At 71.7% G+C, this 16,768-nt stretch carries 14 protein-coding genes and 1 pseudogene; 9 read left to right on the top strand and 6 right to left on the bottom strand.

Annotated features, from left to right (window positions below; all coding sequences use genetic code 11):
* Together G3I41_RS25780 and G3I41_RS25775 are read right to left on the bottom strand one after the other, a co-directional pair.
* Window positions 1–2,393: FtsX-like permease family protein (locus tag G3I41_RS25780; protein WP_164402750.1), on the bottom strand; the 2,393-nt coding region annotated here is incomplete at its 3' end.
* Window positions 2,387–3,121: an ABC transporter ATP-binding protein gene (locus tag G3I41_RS25775; RefSeq protein WP_164402749.1), complete on the bottom strand. Its 735-nt coding sequence runs from the start codon at window positions 3,119–3,121 to the stop codon at window positions 2,387–2,389. The genes G3I41_RS25780 and G3I41_RS25775, both read right to left, overlap by 7 nt.
* A 131-nt stretch (window positions 3,122–3,252) precedes the next feature.
* On the opposite strand from G3I41_RS25775, the gene G3I41_RS25770 reads away from it, so the two are divergent.
* The 3 genes from G3I41_RS25770 (at window position 3,253) to G3I41_RS25760 (ending at window position 5,544) form a co-directional block, all read left to right on the top strand.
* Window positions 3,253–4,536: a sensor histidine kinase gene (locus G3I41_RS25770; RefSeq protein ID WP_203601641.1), complete on the top strand. Its 1,284-nt coding sequence runs from the start codon at window positions 3,253–3,255 to the stop codon at window positions 4,534–4,536.
* A gap of 2 nt (window positions 4,537–4,538) precedes the next feature.
* Window positions 4,539–5,180, top strand: a complete 642-nt coding sequence (locus tag G3I41_RS25765) for a response regulator transcription factor (RefSeq protein WP_164402747.1) — start codon at window positions 4,539–4,541, stop codon at window positions 5,178–5,180.
* Between the two features lie 103 nt (window positions 5,181–5,283).
* Window positions 5,284–5,544: a hypothetical protein gene (locus G3I41_RS25760; protein ID WP_164402746.1), complete on the top strand. Its 261-nt coding sequence runs from the start codon at window positions 5,284–5,286 to the stop codon at window positions 5,542–5,544.
* A gap of 21 nt (window positions 5,545–5,565) precedes the next feature.
* Here G3I41_RS25760 and G3I41_RS25755 read toward each other — a convergent pair.
* Window positions 5,566–6,046: pseudogene (locus G3I41_RS25755) on the bottom strand (IS5 family transposase); the annotation flags it as partial.
* Window positions 6,047–6,667 (bottom strand): TetR family transcriptional regulator, encoded by a 621-nt coding sequence (locus tag G3I41_RS25750; protein ID WP_164402745.1) that lies wholly within the window; start codon window positions 6,665–6,667, stop codon window positions 6,047–6,049. It lies immediately after the preceding pseudogene.
* A 71-nt stretch (window positions 6,668–6,738) separates the two neighbouring features.
* On the opposite strand from G3I41_RS25750, the gene G3I41_RS25745 reads away from it, so the two are divergent.
* The 5 genes from G3I41_RS25745 (at window position 6,739) to G3I41_RS37530 (ending at window position 12,450) form a co-directional block, all read left to right on the top strand.
* Window positions 6,739–7,080 (top strand): hypothetical protein, encoded by a 342-nt coding sequence (locus G3I41_RS25745; RefSeq protein WP_239081842.1) that lies wholly within the window; start codon window positions 6,739–6,741, stop codon window positions 7,078–7,080.
* 1,418 nt (window positions 7,081–8,498) lie between these two features.
* Complete coding sequence (locus G3I41_RS25740; RefSeq protein ID WP_164402744.1) at window positions 8,499–9,281, top strand: SDR family oxidoreductase; 783 nt, start codon at window positions 8,499–8,501, stop codon at window positions 9,279–9,281.
* Window positions 9,282–9,415: 134 nt separating this feature from the next.
* Window positions 9,416–10,924 carry a glycoside hydrolase family 43 protein gene (locus G3I41_RS25735; protein WP_164402743.1) on the top strand — a complete coding sequence of 503 codons (1,509 nt, stop codon included), beginning with the start codon at window positions 9,416–9,418 and terminating at the stop codon, window positions 10,922–10,924.
* A gap of 350 nt (window positions 10,925–11,274) precedes the next feature.
* On the top strand, window positions 11,275–11,586 hold the full coding sequence (locus G3I41_RS37095) for a hypothetical protein (protein WP_239081841.1): 312 nt from the start codon (window positions 11,275–11,277) through the stop codon (window positions 11,584–11,586).
* A gap of 63 nt (window positions 11,587–11,649) precedes the next feature.
* On the top strand, window positions 11,650–12,450 hold the full coding sequence (locus G3I41_RS37530) for a hypothetical protein (RefSeq protein ID WP_275408449.1): 801 nt from the start codon (window positions 11,650–11,652) through the stop codon (window positions 12,448–12,450).
* Window positions 12,451–13,247: 797 nt separating this feature from the next.
* Here G3I41_RS37530 and G3I41_RS25725 read toward each other — a convergent pair.
* Window positions 13,248–14,759: an alpha/beta hydrolase gene (locus G3I41_RS25725; protein WP_203601639.1), complete on the bottom strand. Its 1,512-nt coding sequence runs from the start codon at window positions 14,757–14,759 to the stop codon at window positions 13,248–13,250.
* Between the two features lie 166 nt (window positions 14,760–14,925).
* Between G3I41_RS25725 and G3I41_RS25720 the strand changes: the two genes are divergently transcribed.
* Window positions 14,926–15,678, top strand: a complete 753-nt coding sequence (locus G3I41_RS25720; RefSeq protein ID WP_164402742.1) for a MerR family transcriptional regulator — start codon at window positions 14,926–14,928, stop codon at window positions 15,676–15,678.
* 216 nt (window positions 15,679–15,894) lie between these two features.
* On the opposite strand, the gene G3I41_RS25715 is transcribed toward G3I41_RS25720, so the two are convergent.
* Entirely contained in the window at window positions 15,895–16,635 is a 741-nt protein-coding gene (locus tag G3I41_RS25715; RefSeq protein ID WP_164402741.1) for a MerR family transcriptional regulator, read from the bottom strand.
* Window positions 16,636–16,768 lie beyond the last annotated feature (133 nt).

The raw sequence follows: 16,768 nt of genomic DNA, 5'->3' as shown, positions 1-16,768 counted from the left end.
AGCACGGCGCAGGCCACCGCGAGCGCCGCGCTCACCACCGCCACCAGCCCGACCGCCTCCCACGGCACGACGACCGCCGCCGGGACGTCGAGCCGGCCGAGCGCGGCCCGTACGCCGAGCAGGTTCAGCGCGGCCACCACCCCGCCGAGCCCCGCGCCCACCGCGACCACGGCCAGCGCCTCGGCCCCGGCCAGCCGTATCACCTGGGCCTTGGTCGCTCCGGCGAGGCGCAGCACGGCGAAGTCGCGGACCCGGTCCGCCGTGGCCATGACCTGGGTGTTCGCGAGGGCGATCCCCGTGTAGACCAGGGCGATCGCGAGGATCATCAAGAGCCCCGTCCGGGTGCTGCCGCCGCCCGGCACGAGGGTCGCGGTCCACTGCTCACGGGTCAGCACCTCGGTGCCGGTGGCCCGCCCGGCAGCGCGCAGCCCGCGTTCGACGGCCTGCCGGTCGGCCCCCGCGCGCACCGCGATCGCGACGCGGTCGACGGGAGCGCCGGCCGCGTTGCGCGGGGTGAGGTAGACGCCGTTGTCGCCGGTGCCGACGGCAAGCACGGCCGCGATGCGCAGGGTGGCCTCGCGGCCGTCGCCGAGCCAGACGCGGACGCGGGCGCCGACCCGGTGCTCGGCCCACTCCTCGTTGACGACGATCGAACGGTCGTCCAGGTCGGCGAGCCGGCCGGCGACCACGGGCAGCGCGGAGACGGCGGCGGCATCGGCCGGGTCCACGGCCCGGGCGTCGGAGCGGATGAGGGCGGTGCCCTCTTCGAGCACGCTGACCGAGGTGGCGCGCGAGGTGCTGACCCGGGCGCCCGGGACACGGCGGGCTCGGTCCACGAACCCCTCGGAGACACCCGCGTGTTCTCCCACTGCCAGGAAGTCCGCCGTGACCTGGCCGCGCGCCTCGGCCGCCTTGGCCGCGTCGATGGTGGCCTTGGTGCCCATCAGCGAGGCGGCCAGGGCGACGGTGACGAGCACGGGCGCTGCGACGGCGGCCGTCCGGCGCAGCCCGGCCGAGGCGTTCTCCCGGACCAGGAGGCCGGTGGCGCCCGGCAGCCGGGTGGGCACCCAGGCCAGGAGGCGGATCGCGGGGCGCACCAGGACGGGGGCGAAGAGGGCGCATCCGACGATCAGGAGCATCGGCTGCGTGGTGTACGTCTTGCGCTTGAGGAGCCCCGCCGGATCCTGGACGAGCCCGAGCACCACCAGTACCGCCCCGGTGAGCAGGACGGCGGCGCCCAGCGCCACCCGTACCGGCGGCATCGTGCCGTTGTCCACGGCGGCGTCGCGCAGCGCCTCGGCCGGGCGGACCCGTCCGGCGCGGTGCGCGGCGGCGACCGCTCCGGCGAGGGCGACGGCGAGGCCGGTCCAGAAGGCGGTGTGCAGCGGCCAGGACTGGTCCCCGACGGTGAACCACCGCGGGGCCAGGCCCTCCTGGACCATCCAGGACGCGAGCCGCGGCGCCCCGGAGAGTCCGAGCCGGCAGCCGGCCGCCGAGGCGAGGACGCCGACGAGCGCGGCCTCCGCGTACACCAGGCGGCGCATCTGGCCGGGCGTCGCGCCTGCCATGCGCAGCAGGCCGAACTCGCGGCGGCGCTGGGCCACGGCGAAGGAGAACGTCGAGGCGACGACGAACACGGAGACGAAGGCGGTGATGCCGGCGGCCGTGCCCAGCAGGGCATTGACGGAGACCAGGGCCTGGGCGTCCCGGTCCGGGTCGGGGTCGGCCCTGCGCCGCTCGTCACCGGTGAGGACGGCCAGACCGGAACCGGCGCCCACAACCGCGCGGACCTTCGCCCGGTCGGCGTGCACCACGACGGCTTCGACGTCCGGGGAGAGCCTGGCGGCGTCCGCCTCGGTGAAGAACACGGCGTGCTCGAAGGAAGCGGGGCGAACGGTCCCGGTCACCGTCCAACGCCCCTTGCCCGCAGGCGTGGTGAGGGTGATCCGGTCGCCGACGACCCCGTCCCCCGCCGCGACCACGACCTCGCCGGACGCGGCGGGCGGACGCCCGGAGAGCAACCGGTACGGGGTCGCGGCGGCGACGGCCCAGGGGTGCCCGACCGCCTCGCCGCCCGAGACCGCGAACGACCGGTCCACCGCCGTGCGCCCCAACCCCGCGAGCCGGGCGGCGGCCTCCGCCGGGACGGGCCGGGGATCGGTGAGCTTCTGCGTACGGACGCCTATCGACGTACGTACGCGCACCTCGTCCTCACCCCGCACCACGACCGGTGCCGCGGCGAACCGCTCCGGTGCCTGGTCCGGGCCGTCGAAGGTGGCGGCGAGGGCCAGCCCCGTCGTGGCGATGATCCCCACGCCGAGGGCCAGTGCGAGGAAGGAGCCGGCGAGGGTGACCCAGCGGGTCCGTATGCCCTGGAGCACGAGCTTCAGCACGGGACGGCCCCCATCCGCGTCATCCGGGCCGCGATCTCCTCGGCCGCCGGGGCGTGCAGCTCGTCGCGCACCCTGCCGTCCGCGAGGAACAGCACCCGGTCCGCGTAGGAGGCGGCGGCCGGGTCGTGGGTCACCATGATCACGGTCTGGCCGTCGTCCGCCATGGTCCGGAGCAGGGTCAGCACCTCGCGGCCGGTCGTGGAGTCCAGCGCACCGGTGGGCTCGTCGCCGAAGAGCACGTCGGGCCGGGTGACCAGGGCGCGGGCCAGCGCCACCCGCTGCTGCTGCCCGCCCGACAGCTCGCCGGGGCGGTGCCCGGCGCGCCCGGCGAGGCCCACCCGGTCCAGGACGTCGAGGACGTCGGCGCGCTTGGGACGGCGGCCCGCGAGCCGGAGCGGCAGGGCCACGTTCTGCTCGGCCGTCAGCGCGGGGAGCAGGTTGAACGCCTGGAAGACGAAGCCGATGCGGCTGCGCCGGAGCAAGGTCAGCCGGCGCTCGCTCAGCCCGGTCAGCTCCGTGTCGCCGAGGAACACCCGCCCCGCGCTGGGCCGGTCGAGGCCGGCGGTGCACTGGAGCAGCGTGGACTTGCCGGAGCCGGAGGGGCCCATGACGGCCGTGAAGGAGCCCCGGGGGATGTCGAGGCTGACCGCGTCGAGCGCGGTGACGGCACCGGATCTGCCTGCGTAGGACCGGGTGACCGAACGGAGTCGGACGGCTGCGTGATTCATGCCCTCAGCCAACCGCCGCCGCACGCCCGGCACATCGCAGCGGTGTCCACTCTTGAGGTGGAGGTAGCTCCACCTCAAGAGTGGACACCGCCGGGTGGCCCAGGTCCGTGCGCGCCGCCTACCGTTTCCGCATGTCCTCCTCCCCCGGCCTCCACGGGGCCCTGTGGCAGCGGCGGTACGTGCGTGGCCCCTGGCCGTGGCGGGCGGCGCTCTACCTGCTGACCGGCGTGCTCACCGGCGTCCTGACGCTCGCCGTCCTCCTTCTGCTCGCGGTCGCGGGCGGCGCGCTCGCCGTGCTCCTCGTCGGCCTCCCGCTCCTGCTCACCCTGGCCCTTTCCGGCATCCCGCTCGCCGCCCTGGAGCGTCGCAGACTGCGGCTCGTCGATCCCTGCCCGCTCGCCCCTGTCCATGGCGAGCCGAACGGCACCGGGCTCACCGCCTGGCTGCGGACCCGGCTGCGGGAGCGGGCGACCTGGCGGGAACTGGCGTACGCGTTGCTCACCGCGGTCGTCCTGTGGCCGCTGGAAGCGGTGACCGTGGGGACGGCGCTCACGGTGTGCGGCGGGCTGATTGCGGCGCCCGTGGTGCTCGCCGCGAGCGGCGGCGAGGAGGTCCGGGTGCTGAAGCTGTGGCTCGTCCACTCCTATCCGGCCGCCTTCGGGGCGCTGCTCGCCGGGCTGGCGCTGCTCCCGGTGTTCGCGTATCCGCTGGGGGTGCTGGCGGCCTGGCGCGCGACGTTGACCCGGGCGCTGCTCACGGACTCCGGGGCGGGGGCGCGGCTGCGGGAACTGGACCGCTCCCGCAGCCGGCTGGTCGATGCCTTCGAGGCGGAACGGCGGCGCATCGAGCGCGATCTGCACGACGGGGCGCAGCAGCGACTGGTCGCCCTGTCGATGACACTCGGTCTGGCCCGCCTGGAGAGCCCGGCCGAGCCCCTGGCCGGGCTGCTGGCGAAGGCGCACGGTGAGGCGGACACCGCGTTGGTGGAGATCCGGGAGCTGATCCGGGGCATCCACCCCCAGGTCCTCACCGACCGGGGGCTCGGGGCGGCCGTGGAGGACGTGGCGGACCGCTCGGTGGTGCCGGTCGATCTGGACCTGGACCTGCCGGAGCGGCTGCCGGGGGCCGTGGAGAGTGGAGTGTACTTCGCGGTGTGCGAGGCGCTGGCGAACGCGGCCAGGCACAGTGACGCGGCGCGGGTCCGGGTGTCCGGGCGGGTGGCGCGGGGCCGGCTGGTGGTGGAGGTGGCGGACGACGGGCGGGGCGGCGCGTCGGCGGACGACGGGACGGGGCTCCAGGGGGTGGCCGACCGTCTCTCGGTGCTGGACGGCCGTTTGATACTGTCCAGTCCCCCCGGCGGGCCCACGGTGTTCCGCCTGGAAGTCCCCGTACCGGGTGCGAGCGGGAGGCCCTGAGCGTGCGGATCGTACTGGCCGAGGACAGCGTGCTCCTGCGGGAAGGGCTCGTCGGCCTCCTCGAACGGTTCGGCCACCAGGTGGTGGCTGGCGCGGGCACGGCGGACGAGCTGGTCGCGGCCGTCACCGAGCACGGCCCGGACATCGTGGTGACCGATGTCCGCATGCCGCCCGGCTTCTCCGACGAGGGCCTGCGCGCTGCGCTCGAACTTCGCACCAAACAACCGGAGTTGCCGGTCCTTGTGCTCAGCCAGTACGTGCAGCGCGCCTACGCGGAGGACCTGCTCGACTCGGCGGACGGGCGGGGCGTCGGCTACCTCCTCAAGGAACGCATCGGACACGTCGAGGAGTTCGTGGACGCCCTCGCCCGGGTCGCCGCCGGGGGCACCGTGGTCGACCCGGAGGTGGTCCGGCAGCTGATCCGGCACCGCCGGGACCCACTGTCCCGGCTGAGCGTGCGCGAGCTGGAGGTGCTGGCACTGATGGCGGAGGGCAAGTCCAACGCCTCAGTGGCGGCGGCGCTTTCAGTGAGTGAGGGCACGGTCAGCAAGCACTTCGGCTCCATCCTCGGCAAGCTCGGCCTGTCGCTGGACGACACCACGAACCGCCGGGTGCTGGCGGTCCTGGCGTACCTCAGGGGCTGACCCCTCCGGCCAGGCAGCCCAGCCCAGCCAACCGCGTTCCGGCCGCCGGGCGGGAATCTGCCTTAGACGCCGTTGCTTTTGGTGGGATCGGTAGTCTGTGTGGATGGAGAACACGGTTGAGACCGCTTGCCGCATCTGTGGGCTGGATGACGGGGAGGCTCTCTACGAGCACGGGTTCCCTCGGTATGTCATCTGTGAGTGCTGCTACAACGAGTCCGGCATTGGTGATGACACCGTGACGCAAGTCCGCGAGCTGCGCGGCTATTGGGTCGGTCACGGTGCCCAGTGGAACAAGCCGCAGCTGAGGCCAGTCGATTGGGATCTGCTGAGTCAACTGGCCAACATCCCACCGGAATGGCGCTGACTCGGGCGGCCGACCATCGCTTCACTCGGTGACTCGGCGGTAGCAGATGAGGGTTGCGGCGATGCCGGCGAAGGCGAGGAAGTGCTCGGGTTTGCGTTCGTAGCGACGGTGCAGACGGCGGCAGCCGCCCAGCCAGCTCACGGTGCGTTCGACGGTCCATCGGTGCCGCCCCAACCGGGCTGAGGACTCGATGCCCCTGCGGGCGATGCGGGGCACGATGTTGCGAGTGCGGAGCCATTTTCGCAGGTGGTCGTAGTCGTAGCCCTTGTCGGCGTGGAGCTTGGCAGGTCTGCGCCGACGCGGTCCGCGGCGGGATCGGATAGGCGGGATCCCGCACACCAAGGGCTCCAGCCCCAAGCTGTCGTGGGTGTTCGCGGCCGAGATGCCGATCGAAAGAGGCAGACCGGTCCTCTCGGTGACCACATGGATCTTCGAGCCTTTCTTGCCCCGATCTACAGGATTCGGGCCCGTCAGGTCCCCCTTTCATCGCCCGTACGCTCACTTAGGCTCCGGGGCTCTTGTCGGTGACACTCGGGGCCGCGGACGGGACGTCGGCAAGGGCCTGGCGGGCGAAGGCCACGACATGGGCGCGCAGGTCGAGGCCTCCGGCCGCCTCCGCGTCGGGGCCGATGATCAGCCGGGCCAGCTGCGGCACCGCGTTGGGCCAGGCGGCGAGCCCGATGAGGCTCAGCAGGCAGGCCGCGACCTGCGGTGACGCCTCGGTGCCGAAGCTCTCCGCGAGGGCGGTGATCTTCTCCTCGTAGTGGCCGCGGCGGCCCTCCTCGTTGGGCAGGACACCGTCGCGGTAGTGCAGGCCTTCCCAGAAGAAGAGGCGGACGAGGACCGGGTTGTCGCGATGGAAGTCGTACACCCGTCCCACGTACTCGGCGGGGTCGTCGCCGCCCTTGAGCGGCACGGCCGCAGCAAGCTCGTCCAGCGCGCGCCCCACGACGGCGTCGAACAGCTTCTGCTTGTTGCCGAAGTAGCCGTAGATCCGTTCCTTGTTCACGCCGGCCAGCTCCGCGATGCGGTCGACGCGGGCTCCGGCAATGCCGTGAGCTGCGAATTCCTCCTTCGCCGCCGCGAGGAGCCGTTCCTTGGTGGGGGTCGTGTCCGAGGTCATGCCACCAGCGTAGAACGACTCTTCGCCATCACCAACCAACCAGATGGTTGACACCCAACTAGTTGGTTGGCATGGTGGAACGCATCGCCGAGGAGAGCACCACCCTCCGCACACCCCGCACACCGACCTGGATGGGACTTCTCATGACCACCGCCGCCCGCCCCGCCACCGTCTCCGCCGCCGCCGCGCAGCCGGTCGCGCCGCCCTCCGTACACATGCGCGCCCTGCTCACCTGGATTGCGGTGTTCGCCGCCCTGACCGTGGTGCAGCTGCTGATCGGCCCGTACGTCAAGGGTTTTCCGATGCCGCTGCGCACCCTGGTGATCACCGGGGTCGTCGTGCCGGCGGTCGTCTACGCGCTGGTGCCGAACCTCCTGAAGGTCCGCGCCGCCGCTCTGCGCCGCCGCGGCTGAGGCGCGGACCGGCGGGGCGATACCGGCTCGCTGCCCGCAGGTTTTAGCCGTATGGGCAGCACAGCGGGATCGACAGAGCCGTTGCGGCCGGGCGACCCTCACGCCTCGCCACGTTCGCCATCCACCCCTGTCAGGCGGGAAGTTCACGGACCAAGAAACTGTTTGCAGCTGCTCTTCGCCTGTTGTGGGCGAATGCCATCCGCCATCCGTCTCGCCGACAGACGGACCGACCTCCTGGGAGCGCCCCCGTGAACGCGACGCCCTGGCGACGCCGCGTACTGGCCGCTCTCCCCCTGTTACTGGCCGCCCCCTCCTGGCGTCGGCGACGCAGGCGGGCGCGACGACCACATCCTCCCCGGAGGCTCCGGAACCCGCCAGGGTCGACCTGGTCGTCGATCTCTCCGGGCCGATGACCAGGTGGACGCCGGGCAGGGCCGGCCCCCTCTCCGCCGCCAAGCAGGCAGGCAGGCAGGCAGGCACCCGGATCATCGGCGAGGCGACCGACCGCCCAGACCGAGCCGAGCCTGCGCGTGTACGGCACCACGTACCCCGGAGGGGACCCGAAGAAGGGCTGACACAACTTCCCGGAAGGCCGGGTTCCGGCCTCCGGAGCCCCGCGTCGGAGCCGACGCGGAAGGCGGCCTCTTCTTTTCTTTAACGGCGCCACCCCGATCAGGCCGGGCGCCTATGGTCAGTCCATCGCCGTCGGCGAAACCCCCTTCTGGCGGGTCGAGCTGGGGGCGGGGCAGCGGCTGACGGTCGAGGCCGGTGCGGACATCCCCGACGACTTCCCGCACGCCACCACCGCCGGACCGGCCGTCACCGACTACAACGCCCGGCGCCTACGACGTGCCGGGCACGTACTACACCCAGGCTCAGGTCGCAGATCGCAGGTCGCCGAACCGGGCGACCGTGCCAAGGGGGATCGCGCTTCCCCCCTCGCTGGACGTGGACGTCTCCACCACACCGCGTGCTGATGACCGCCCTGTCCTCCGATTCGGCGGCGGGCCGGGCGGAAGCTCACGGCGTCCGATTGGGCGAAGAGCGCGAAGCCGGGCACCGCCGCCGCCACCTCCGCAAGCGCTTCGAAGAGGGCGACTCGCCGCCGGACCTGCCGGCTACGCCGGCCGGCGTTGGGAGTGCCGGGGCCGCGGTGCTCGTCGCCTGCTGCCTCTCCCGGTACGCGCTGAGTCGCCGCAGAACGGGCTGAGACCGCCGCCCATCCCGCGCTGCCCCCGGCGGCCCGCCCCGCACTGCCCCTGGCAGCCCGACCCGCACTCCCCGAGGGCCGGTCCGGCACCCGCCCGAGCGGGCCGCCGCACGTCGCCGTACGCATCCGCCAGGCGGCCCCGAGCCCGGCCCGGGAGCGGCCCGAACTCCGTTGCGGGGACGGAAGTCCGTCCAGGATGATCGGCCCCGTGACCACCACCGAAACGCCGCCAGCCGCTCCGTCCCGCCCTCTCGCCTTGATCACCGGAGTCGGCCGCACAGTGGGCATCGGCGCCGGCATCGCGCGTCAACTCGCCTCCTCCGGCTGGGACATCGCGTTCACCTACTGGACGCCCTACGACCGGCGCATGACCTGGGGCGAGGAGCGCGGCGCGACCGCGGCCATCGAGGCATCGCTCACCGCGCACGGCGCCCGCACCGCCGCGATCGAGGCCGACCTGATCGATTCGGACACCCCCGCCCGCGTCTTCGACGAGGCGGAACGACGGATCGGGCCGGTCACCGCGCTGGTGCTGAGCCACGCCGAATCGGTGGACTCCGGACTCCTCGACACCACCCTCGCAAGTTTCGACCGCCACTACGCGGTGAACGCACGCGCCACCTGGCTACTCATCCGGGAGTACGCGCTCCGCTTCCGCGCCCCCGTCGGGACGGGCCGGATCGTCGCGCTCACCAGCGACCACACCGTCGGCAACCTGCCGTACGGGGCCAGCAAGGGCGCCCTGGACCGCATCACCCTGGCCGCCGCCCGCGAACTGGCGCACCTCGGGGTCACCGCCAACGTCATCAACCCGGGTCCCGTGGACACCGGATGGATGAACGAGGAGCTGGCGGAGCTGATCCGGCGGGACACCCCGCTGGGCCGCCTGGGCACCCCGCAGGACACCGCGCACCTGGTCGACTTCCTGTGCTCACCGCAGGGCCAGTGGGTCAACGGCCAGCTGCTCAAGAGCAACGGCGGCTCGGCGTAGGTGCTTTCCCCTACGGACTCCCCCTTGTCGCGCGCCCACCCGGTTACTAGGGTCGCCTCGGTATCGAAGCGCTTCGACAGGCGTGCTTCGACGCCTCCCTCCGGCAGCACGCGCGACGTACAGGAACGGATGCCATGCCAGTCCGAGACCAGACGGGCACGACCGTCAGCAACCCGGTGATCCCCGGGTTCCACCCCGACCCCAGCGTCTGCCGCGTGGGCGACGACTACTACCTGGCGTGCTCCAGCTTCGAGTACTTCCCGGGCATCCCGCTCTTCCACAGCCGCGACCTGGTCCACTGGACGCAGATCGGCAACGTCCTCGACCGCCCCGAGCAGCTTCACCTGACCCCGGGGACCCGGGCCTCGGGCGGCATCTACGCGCCGACGCTCCGGCACCACGACGGCCGGTTCTGGCTCGTCGTCACCAATGTCGAAGTGGGCAACCTGCTGTTCACCACCACCGATCCGGCCGGCCCCTGGTCCGACCCGGTCCCGCTGCCCGGTGTGCCCGGCATCGACCCGGACCTGGCCTGGGACGAGGACGGCACCTGCTGGTGCACCGTAGCCGGGGTCTCCCAGGTCCGCATCGACCCGCACACCGGCGAGACCTTCGGCGAACCGCGCCGCATCTGGTCCGGGGCGCCCGGGGCGAAGGCACCGGAGGCCCCGCACCTCTACCGGATAGGCGACCACTGGTACCTCCTGATCGCCGAGGGCGGCACCGAGCGCGGGCACGCGGTGTCCGTCGCGCGCGGCCCCTCGCCCGCCGGGCCGTTCGAGCCCTGCCCGGAGAATCCGGTCCTCACCCACCGGGGTCGCGAGCACCCCGTCCAGAACACCGGACACGGCGACCTGGTGCAGGGACCCGACGGCACCTGGTGGCTGGTGCTCCTCGGCGTGCGGCCGGGCGGCGGCACGCCCGGCTGGCACGTCCTCGGCCGGGAGACCTTTCTCGCCCCGGTGACCTGGGTGGACGGCTGGCCCGTCGTCGGCGAGGTCTCCACCGAACTCCCCGTGCCGCCCTGGCCCTTGGTACCCGCGCCCGCCGCCCCGGCCCGGGACGACTTCGACCTGGCCGAGCCGCGACCGTACTGGATCTCGCCGCGCCGCTCCACCGCCGGCCGGGCCGGGACGAAGGAGCGGCCCGGCTGGCTGAGCCTGCACGGGCGGGGCGGCACGCTGGACGACCCCGACGCGGTCTTCACCGGACGCCGGCAGCAGCATCTGGCGTGCCGGACGCGCACGCTGGCGGACGCGACGGAGGGCCACGGCGGGCTCGCGGTCCGGCTCGACGAGGCGCACCACTACGCGGTCGAGGCGGGCGGCGGCGAGATCCGGCTCATCGCCCGGATCGGCCCGCTCCGCACGGTGGTCGCGTCCCGCCCAGCACCTGCCGGACCGGTGGTGCTCGGGATCGACATCGCACCCACCCGGGCCCCACTCGACCCGTGCACGGGTCCGGACACGGTGTCCCTGGGCGTCGAGGAGCCGGACGGCACGTTCACCGCGCTCGGCTCCCTCGACGGGCGCTACCTCTCCACGGAAGTGACCGGCGGCTTCACGGGCCGGGTGATCGGCCTGTACGCGGCGAGCGGCACGGTCCACTTCGACTGGTTCACGTACGAGGCCCTGGAGGGCTAAGAGCTGCTGCCGGCCGAATGGGCGAGCCGGACACATCACCGGATCGGACATCCAGCCGATCCGGTGACCACCAAAGCAGCCTCACCAAAGCAGCTTCGTCGGACCAGCCTCACCAAAGCAGCTTCGTCGGACCAGCCTCACCAAAGCAGCTTCGTCGGACCAGTGCCACCAAACCAGCTTCATCAGAGCAGCTTCGCCAGAGCAACGGAAAGGCTGGACGCTGCGGCGCCGGTGCGGTTGCACAGCTGGCCCGAACCCGACATGCGCGCGTCCCCGCACCGGCGCGCAGCGCCACCACACCCCCGAAAACGGCCGATCCGACGGCTCCGGGGTCCGGTACGCATCCCGGGATGCGCTATTTCATCCAGTACCCCGCCGGGGCCGGCGAACTCGTCGCGGATGCCATGTCGCGCTTCGTCGACGGCTTCCGCGCGGAGTACCAAGACGACAGCGCCATGCTCTTCTCCTCCAGCTCACCGATGGAACGCGTCGCCGACACTCCCTTCGCCAAGAACGCCTTTGCGGTGATCACCGAGATCCCGTGCAGTGACATCGATGAGAATGTGGCGCGGCTGGCGGGCTCGCTGAAGAACGCGCAATTCCCGTCGCTCCCCATTCCTCGTGCCCGGGGATTCCGCGTCATGGTTCACGTCGACGGCTAACTCGCCTCCATCGCGGGCGCCCCGAAGCGCGAGATCGAGCGCTCGGTATCCGCCTCCACGGGGATGCGGCTCGAACCCAGCGGCCGGGGCCGGGAGTACTGGGTCATCGGCCGCCTGGACATGCGGGACCTCATGTTCTGCGCACGGCTGCCCAAGCCTGCCCGGCCCAAGAAGACCCGCGGCGCCCTGTCGCACGAGCTGTCGTCCATGCTGGTCCTGGCACCCGAACCGCCCCCCGAGGACACCTTCCTGGACCCGTTCGCCAACAGTGGCTCGTTCGTGGTCGCCCGGCTCGCCCTGCCGGCCCGGGAAGTCATCTTCTCCGACCTGGACCTCGCGGAGCACCGCGAACAACTGCCCGGCGAGACCCTGCGCGACCGACGGGTCCGCCTGCTGGACGAGGACGCGATGGCCCTCCCGTCCGTGCCCGACGGCTCGGTAGACGCCGTCGTGACGGATCCGCCGTGGGGCGAGCACGAGGAACTGCCCGTGTCGTACGAGGAGTTCACCCGGACCACCGGACTCTCCCCGGCCCGGGTCCTCCACCCGGAGAAGGGCCGGTACGTGCTGCTCTGCGCCCGCCGGGGCCCCCTCGTTCGAAGCGGCGCTCACCGACGCCGGCCTCGCGGTCCGCCAGACGCACGAGATCCTGGTCAACCGGCCACCCCGCCACAGTCTTCATCGGCGACCGGCGGACCGGCTTCGAACGGTCGCGAAAGACCGTGGAGCCGGAGTCACGCGAATGTGCAGAGCCCGAGGGGCCCGAGCAGCCGCAGGCCGGGCAGAGCGGCGAGCGGCGCCGGACGACCAGGAGGCCGGCCAGCCCCCTGCTCATCGGAATGGGCACCTACCGCCGCTCGCTGAACCGCTTCTCGCGCTGACCGCTACCGGCGGGCTCGCGAACGCCGTGGAACACACAGCCGCGGTGGCGAGTCGGCTCGGCCACCCCCAGACATGAAAAAACCCCAGGTCACGGCGAGTGAGTCCTGGGGTTAATCCGAGCCGCCTTCGGGATTCGAACCCGAGACCTACGCATTACGAGACCGCGAGCGATCATGCCGGGGAATGCCCTGCCGTACCGTCTCGTGACATTCTTCCTGTTCAGAGCATCCGCAGCAGCTTGGCCCGTGCCACCTCGTGCCGCACCGTCCAAAGGCGTCTGTCCACCGTACGTCCAACGGCGAAGTCGATCGGCCGCTCGTCCCCGTCCGACCTCTCGGCTCTCACCGAGGACCACGCACACCGGCCGGAGGCACTACGGCAACTGTGCCTTTCCCACAACGCACGGCCACCTGGCACCTCCACAGGACCCGCCATTCGAAACGCACCGGAGCCCTGGCACCAGTGGCGCCACGCCTCCGGTGCGCTGCTACACCATTCACCGGCCCTGATCCCGCGTCGGCAGGGCGTACTGCTGCCACTGCGAACCAATGGCGAGCTCTCACAGCTTCACTACGGCAGTCAGCCCCGTGGCCCGTCCTGCGTCTGCTCCAGCTTGCGGACCCCACTGCCGCGTCTCTCGGTCAGGCGCGCCGCAACTGGCGCCGTTCACCGAGGGAGGACTGGTACTGCGGACTGACCCACTACTCGCAAACCGGCATCGACGGGTACGCCGGAAGATGTCAACAGCGGACGGGGTGCCGGCGGCGCGGGTCCGGTGGTCAGTCCGCGCGGCAGGACGTGTCCTTCGTGGGCATCTCCCCCTCGACGAGGTAGCGCGTGGTGGTGTTCAGCGCGCAGGAGTTCCGGCCCAGGACGTAGACACCGTGCCCGCTGTCGTCGACGCTGATCAGCCGGGCGCGGTCCCCGAACTTCTCCCGCAGCATCTTCCCGCCCAAGTGCGGGGTCGACGCGTCCCGCCGGTTCTGTAGGAGCAGCACGTTGCGCGGGCCTTCGGCGTCGACCTCCACGGGCGGTTCAGCGGGGGTGTACGGCCAGAAGGCGCAAGGGTTGATGTTGGCGGTGGCGGCGCCAAACAGCGGGTAGCGTTCGCGGTCCTCGGCGACGCCTCGCCGGTAGGTGGTGATGTCCGCGGGCCACTCCGCGTCGTTACAGGTGACGGCGAGGAACACGGTCAGTGCGTTGTCGGTCGGCGACAGCGCACCGTCCGCCGTTTCCCCGGTGGCGGCCGTCAGACCGCGGGCCGCGGCCTCGTCGCCTTCGCGCAGCGTCTGCCAGGTCTGCGCCAGCGTGGGGTACTGCGTCTGCTTGAACAAGTGGCCGAACGTCAGGAGACGGAAGAGGCCGCCGTCGATCCCCGCGACCGGAGCCTTGTCGAGCCTGCCGGCGATGGCGAGGTAGGACGCCCGTACCTGCCCAGGTGTGCGGCCCAGGCCGTAGCTGTCGTGCCGGCTGGCGGCCCACTTCGCGAAGTCCGGCAGGGTCTGCTCCATGCCGAGCGCGTAGCGGCGCATGCCGTCGCGGTCGAGGTGAGCGTCTCCGATGTTGCTGTCGAGCACGATCCGGTCGGAACGCTCGGGGAACATCGACGCGTAGGCGGCGCCGAGGGCCGTGCCGTACGAGTAGCCCAGGTAGCTGGTCTTCTCCTCGCCGAGCGCGGCCCGGATCCGGTCCAGGTCGCGGGCGGTGTTCGCGGTGGTCAGGTGGCGCAGCCTGCCATCGTCGTCGTTGTCCGCGCACTGCTCGGCCGCCTTCTCAGCGACCTTCGCCTGCGCGGTGACCGCAGCGTCATCGACCGCGTAGGGCGGGATGTTGGAGTAGTAGGGGCTGTCTATGGTGAAACCGCAGCTAACCGGTGCCGAATGACCGATCCCGCGGGTGTCCATGCCTATCAAGTCGTAGCGGTCGGTGACGCTGCTGGGCAGGCCCTGGGCCACCAGCAGCGCGGACAGCGCCAGCCCGGATCCGCCGGGACCGCCCGGGTTGAGCATGAGGACGCCGCGCCTCTTGTCCGGGTCGGCGGCGGCCAGCCGCGAAACGGTGAGGTCGATCTGCTCGCCTTCCGGCTCGGCGTAGTCCAACGGCACGCGCACGGTGGCGCACTGCAGCACGGTCGGAGCGGCTTCCGCCCCGACGTCGTCGGGGCACTGGCCCCACACCACCTGAGGCGTTTTCGTCTCCTCGGCGGCGGCGGGCACAGTGATCAGTGACGCGCCCAGGCCGATGACCGCCAGGAGGGCCAGGTTTCGGCCGACACCGCTTTGTCGTTTCATGTCCAGTCTCCGCATATCGGTGCGTGGGGCGTGGTCGCGTCCAGCACACTCCCTGCCCCTGGGGCACGGTCAACCGCTGGCGAGCCGGAACCGAGGGGAGTTGACCGTGCCCCAGGGGCAGGGTTTTCAATGGCCACCGGGCACGATCCTGGAGAGGGGGCTCCTGATGGCGTGGAGTACCCGTCGGCTGGCGGAACTCGCGGGGACGACCGCCAAGGCCGTCCGGCACTACCACGAGATCGGCCTCCTGGACGAGCCGGAACGGGCGTCCAACGGCTACAAGCGCTATGGCGTCAACCATCTGGTGCGCCTGCTGCGTATCCGCAGACTGACCGACCTCGGTGTGGCTCTCGCAGATGTCCCCGCGGTCGAGAGCGGTGATGAGAGGGCACGGCAGATCCTTGGGGACCTCGACGCCGAACTCGCGGCGGACATCGAACGCCGACAGCGGATGCGGCGGGACCTGGCGGCCATCATGGACAATCGGGCCGCGCTCGACATGCCCCCGGACTTCAAGACGCTTGCCGACGACCTGCCCGAAACCCAGCGATCCCTGCTGGTGGCCTACTCCAGCATCCTCACACCCGAAGCGATTGCCGCCCTCAAGGAACAGCTTTCGGGACCCCGTGGCGACCTCGAAGCGGAGTTCGCGGCGCTCGAGGAGGACGCACCCGAGGACGTACGGCAGCGGCTGGCCGAGCAGATGGCGCCCGAAGCCCGCGAGCAGCACCGGGCCCACCCTGCTCTGGCCGACCTCGGGCGGGCCTCGCACCGGGAAAGGGCGCTCGCGGACTCGGTCACCGTGCACGCCTTGACCGAGTTCTACAACCGCGCGCACCTCGACGTGCTGCGACGCGTTCACAGCATCCTCGTCGAGAACGGCACCGCAGGGAGCGAGAGCGACGACGCCCAGCGGTGAGGGCAGCGCCGGGTAGGCGCACACCGCATCTGTGCCGCCCGCGCAGCGTCGGACCGGCCTACCGCAACGAGGCACGTGCGTCAGCGGACCACACCGACCACGGTTCGCTGATGCCCAGGTGGTGGCAGTGACGACGACTCCTGCATGCACTTGTCACACCATCAGGCGCGCACTGGGCCACACTCACCGAGTCACGAAGCGGCGCTCTGAGTACGGTCACCGAGGGGCATCGTCATCGGACAGGAGCCCGTCGAGCCGCTTCATGACGTCCACCTGGGCTGGATTGTAGAGATCGCTGATGGCTTCGCCGATGGTGCGGGCGGTGTGCTGTCGGCCGCGCGGGGCGTCTGAAGCCAGATCGCTGAGCCCGGGATGGCGGACCCGGAGGCCTCGAACGTACGGCACGAGACGCTCGGCGAGATTCTGGCGGGTCACCTCGTCGGCATCGGCCGGAAGCTCGTTGAGTTCCAGTGCCACCGGCTGCGGCTCCTGATGGAGCAGGTCGGCATAGGCGTCCATCCCACCGGGCCCGAGGACCGTACCGAGGACGGTGACGAAAGAGCGGTCCGGGGCAGAAAACTCGGCGGTCTGGTCCACGGAGACGAAGCGGAGGGGAAGATCGCTCGCAGCGCGTCCGCGCAGGAAGGCGCCCACCTCCGCGCGGGCGTGTTGCAGGCGTTCGATGGTGGCGGCCAGCTCCGTGTCGAGAGCCCGCAGATCACGCGGGTCGGGGCCCGCATCCGGGTCGTCGTCCATGCCCGCGATCTGGGACAGGGAGAAGCCCAGAGCGGTGAGGCGCTTTATCCGGAGGAGCCGGACGAGGTGGCTGACGCCGTACTGCTTGTATCCGTTGGACCGACGCTCCGGCTCTTCAAGCAATCCGATGTCGTGGTAATGCCGTACGGCCCTGAGACTGACGCCGGCCAGCTCCGCCATCTCCCGGGTGCTCCACGCCATGATCGAGATCTCCCTCGCCGTCTGGTTCCGTGCCTTTGTGTTTCTTTGCGGTCGCCCTCAAGAATTCGAGTCCGGCAACTGCCCGGCGGGCGGATAGCCGCCGACCATGCCGGTCTGTCCACGCCGGCGCCCG

Origin of the sequence: Streptomyces sp. SID9727 (assembly GCF_010550605.1) — a bacterium.
Lineage (GTDB): Bacteria > Actinomycetota > Actinomycetes > Streptomycetales > Streptomycetaceae > Streptomyces.
Note: the sequence above shows the minus strand (reverse complement) of the source record. Positions and strands in the feature narration are given on the sequence as shown.

What these genes read in the sequence shown, in the direction of transcription:
- G3I41_RS25775 (WP_164402749.1), bottom strand. Translation starts at nt 3,121, where the DNA reads ATGAATCACGCAGCCGTCCGACTCCGTTCGGTCACCCGGTCCTACGCA.
- G3I41_RS25770 (WP_203601641.1), top strand. Translation starts at nt 3,253, where the DNA reads ATGTCCTCCTCCCCCGGCCTCCACGGGGCCCTGTGGCAGCGGCGGTAC.
- G3I41_RS25760 (WP_164402746.1), top strand. Translation starts at nt 5,284, where the DNA reads ATGGAGAACACGGTTGAGACCGCTTGCCGCATCTGTGGGCTGGATGAC.
- G3I41_RS25750 (WP_164402745.1), bottom strand. Translation starts at nt 6,667, where the DNA reads ATGACCTCGGACACGACCCCCACCAAGGAACGGCTCCTCGCGGCGGCG.
- G3I41_RS25745 (WP_239081842.1), top strand. Translation starts at nt 6,739, where the DNA reads ATGGTGGAACGCATCGCCGAGGAGAGCACCACCCTCCGCACACCCCGC.
- G3I41_RS25735 (WP_164402743.1), top strand. Translation starts at nt 9,416, where the DNA reads ATGCCAGTCCGAGACCAGACGGGCACGACCGTCAGCAACCCGGTGATC.
- G3I41_RS37095 (WP_239081841.1), top strand. Translation starts at nt 11,275, where the DNA reads ATGCGCTATTTCATCCAGTACCCCGCCGGGGCCGGCGAACTCGTCGCG.
- G3I41_RS37530 (WP_275408449.1), top strand. Translation starts at nt 11,650, where the DNA reads ATGCGGCTCGAACCCAGCGGCCGGGGCCGGGAGTACTGGGTCATCGGC.
- G3I41_RS25725 (WP_203601639.1), bottom strand. Translation starts at nt 14,759, where the DNA reads ATGAAACGACAAAGCGGTGTCGGCCGAAACCTGGCCCTCCTGGCGGTC.
- G3I41_RS25720 (WP_164402742.1), top strand. Translation starts at nt 14,926, where the DNA reads ATGGCGTGGAGTACCCGTCGGCTGGCGGAACTCGCGGGGACGACCGCC.
- G3I41_RS25715 (WP_164402741.1), bottom strand. Translation starts at nt 16,635, where the DNA reads ATGGCGTGGAGCACCCGGGAGATGGCGGAGCTGGCCGGCGTCAGTCTC.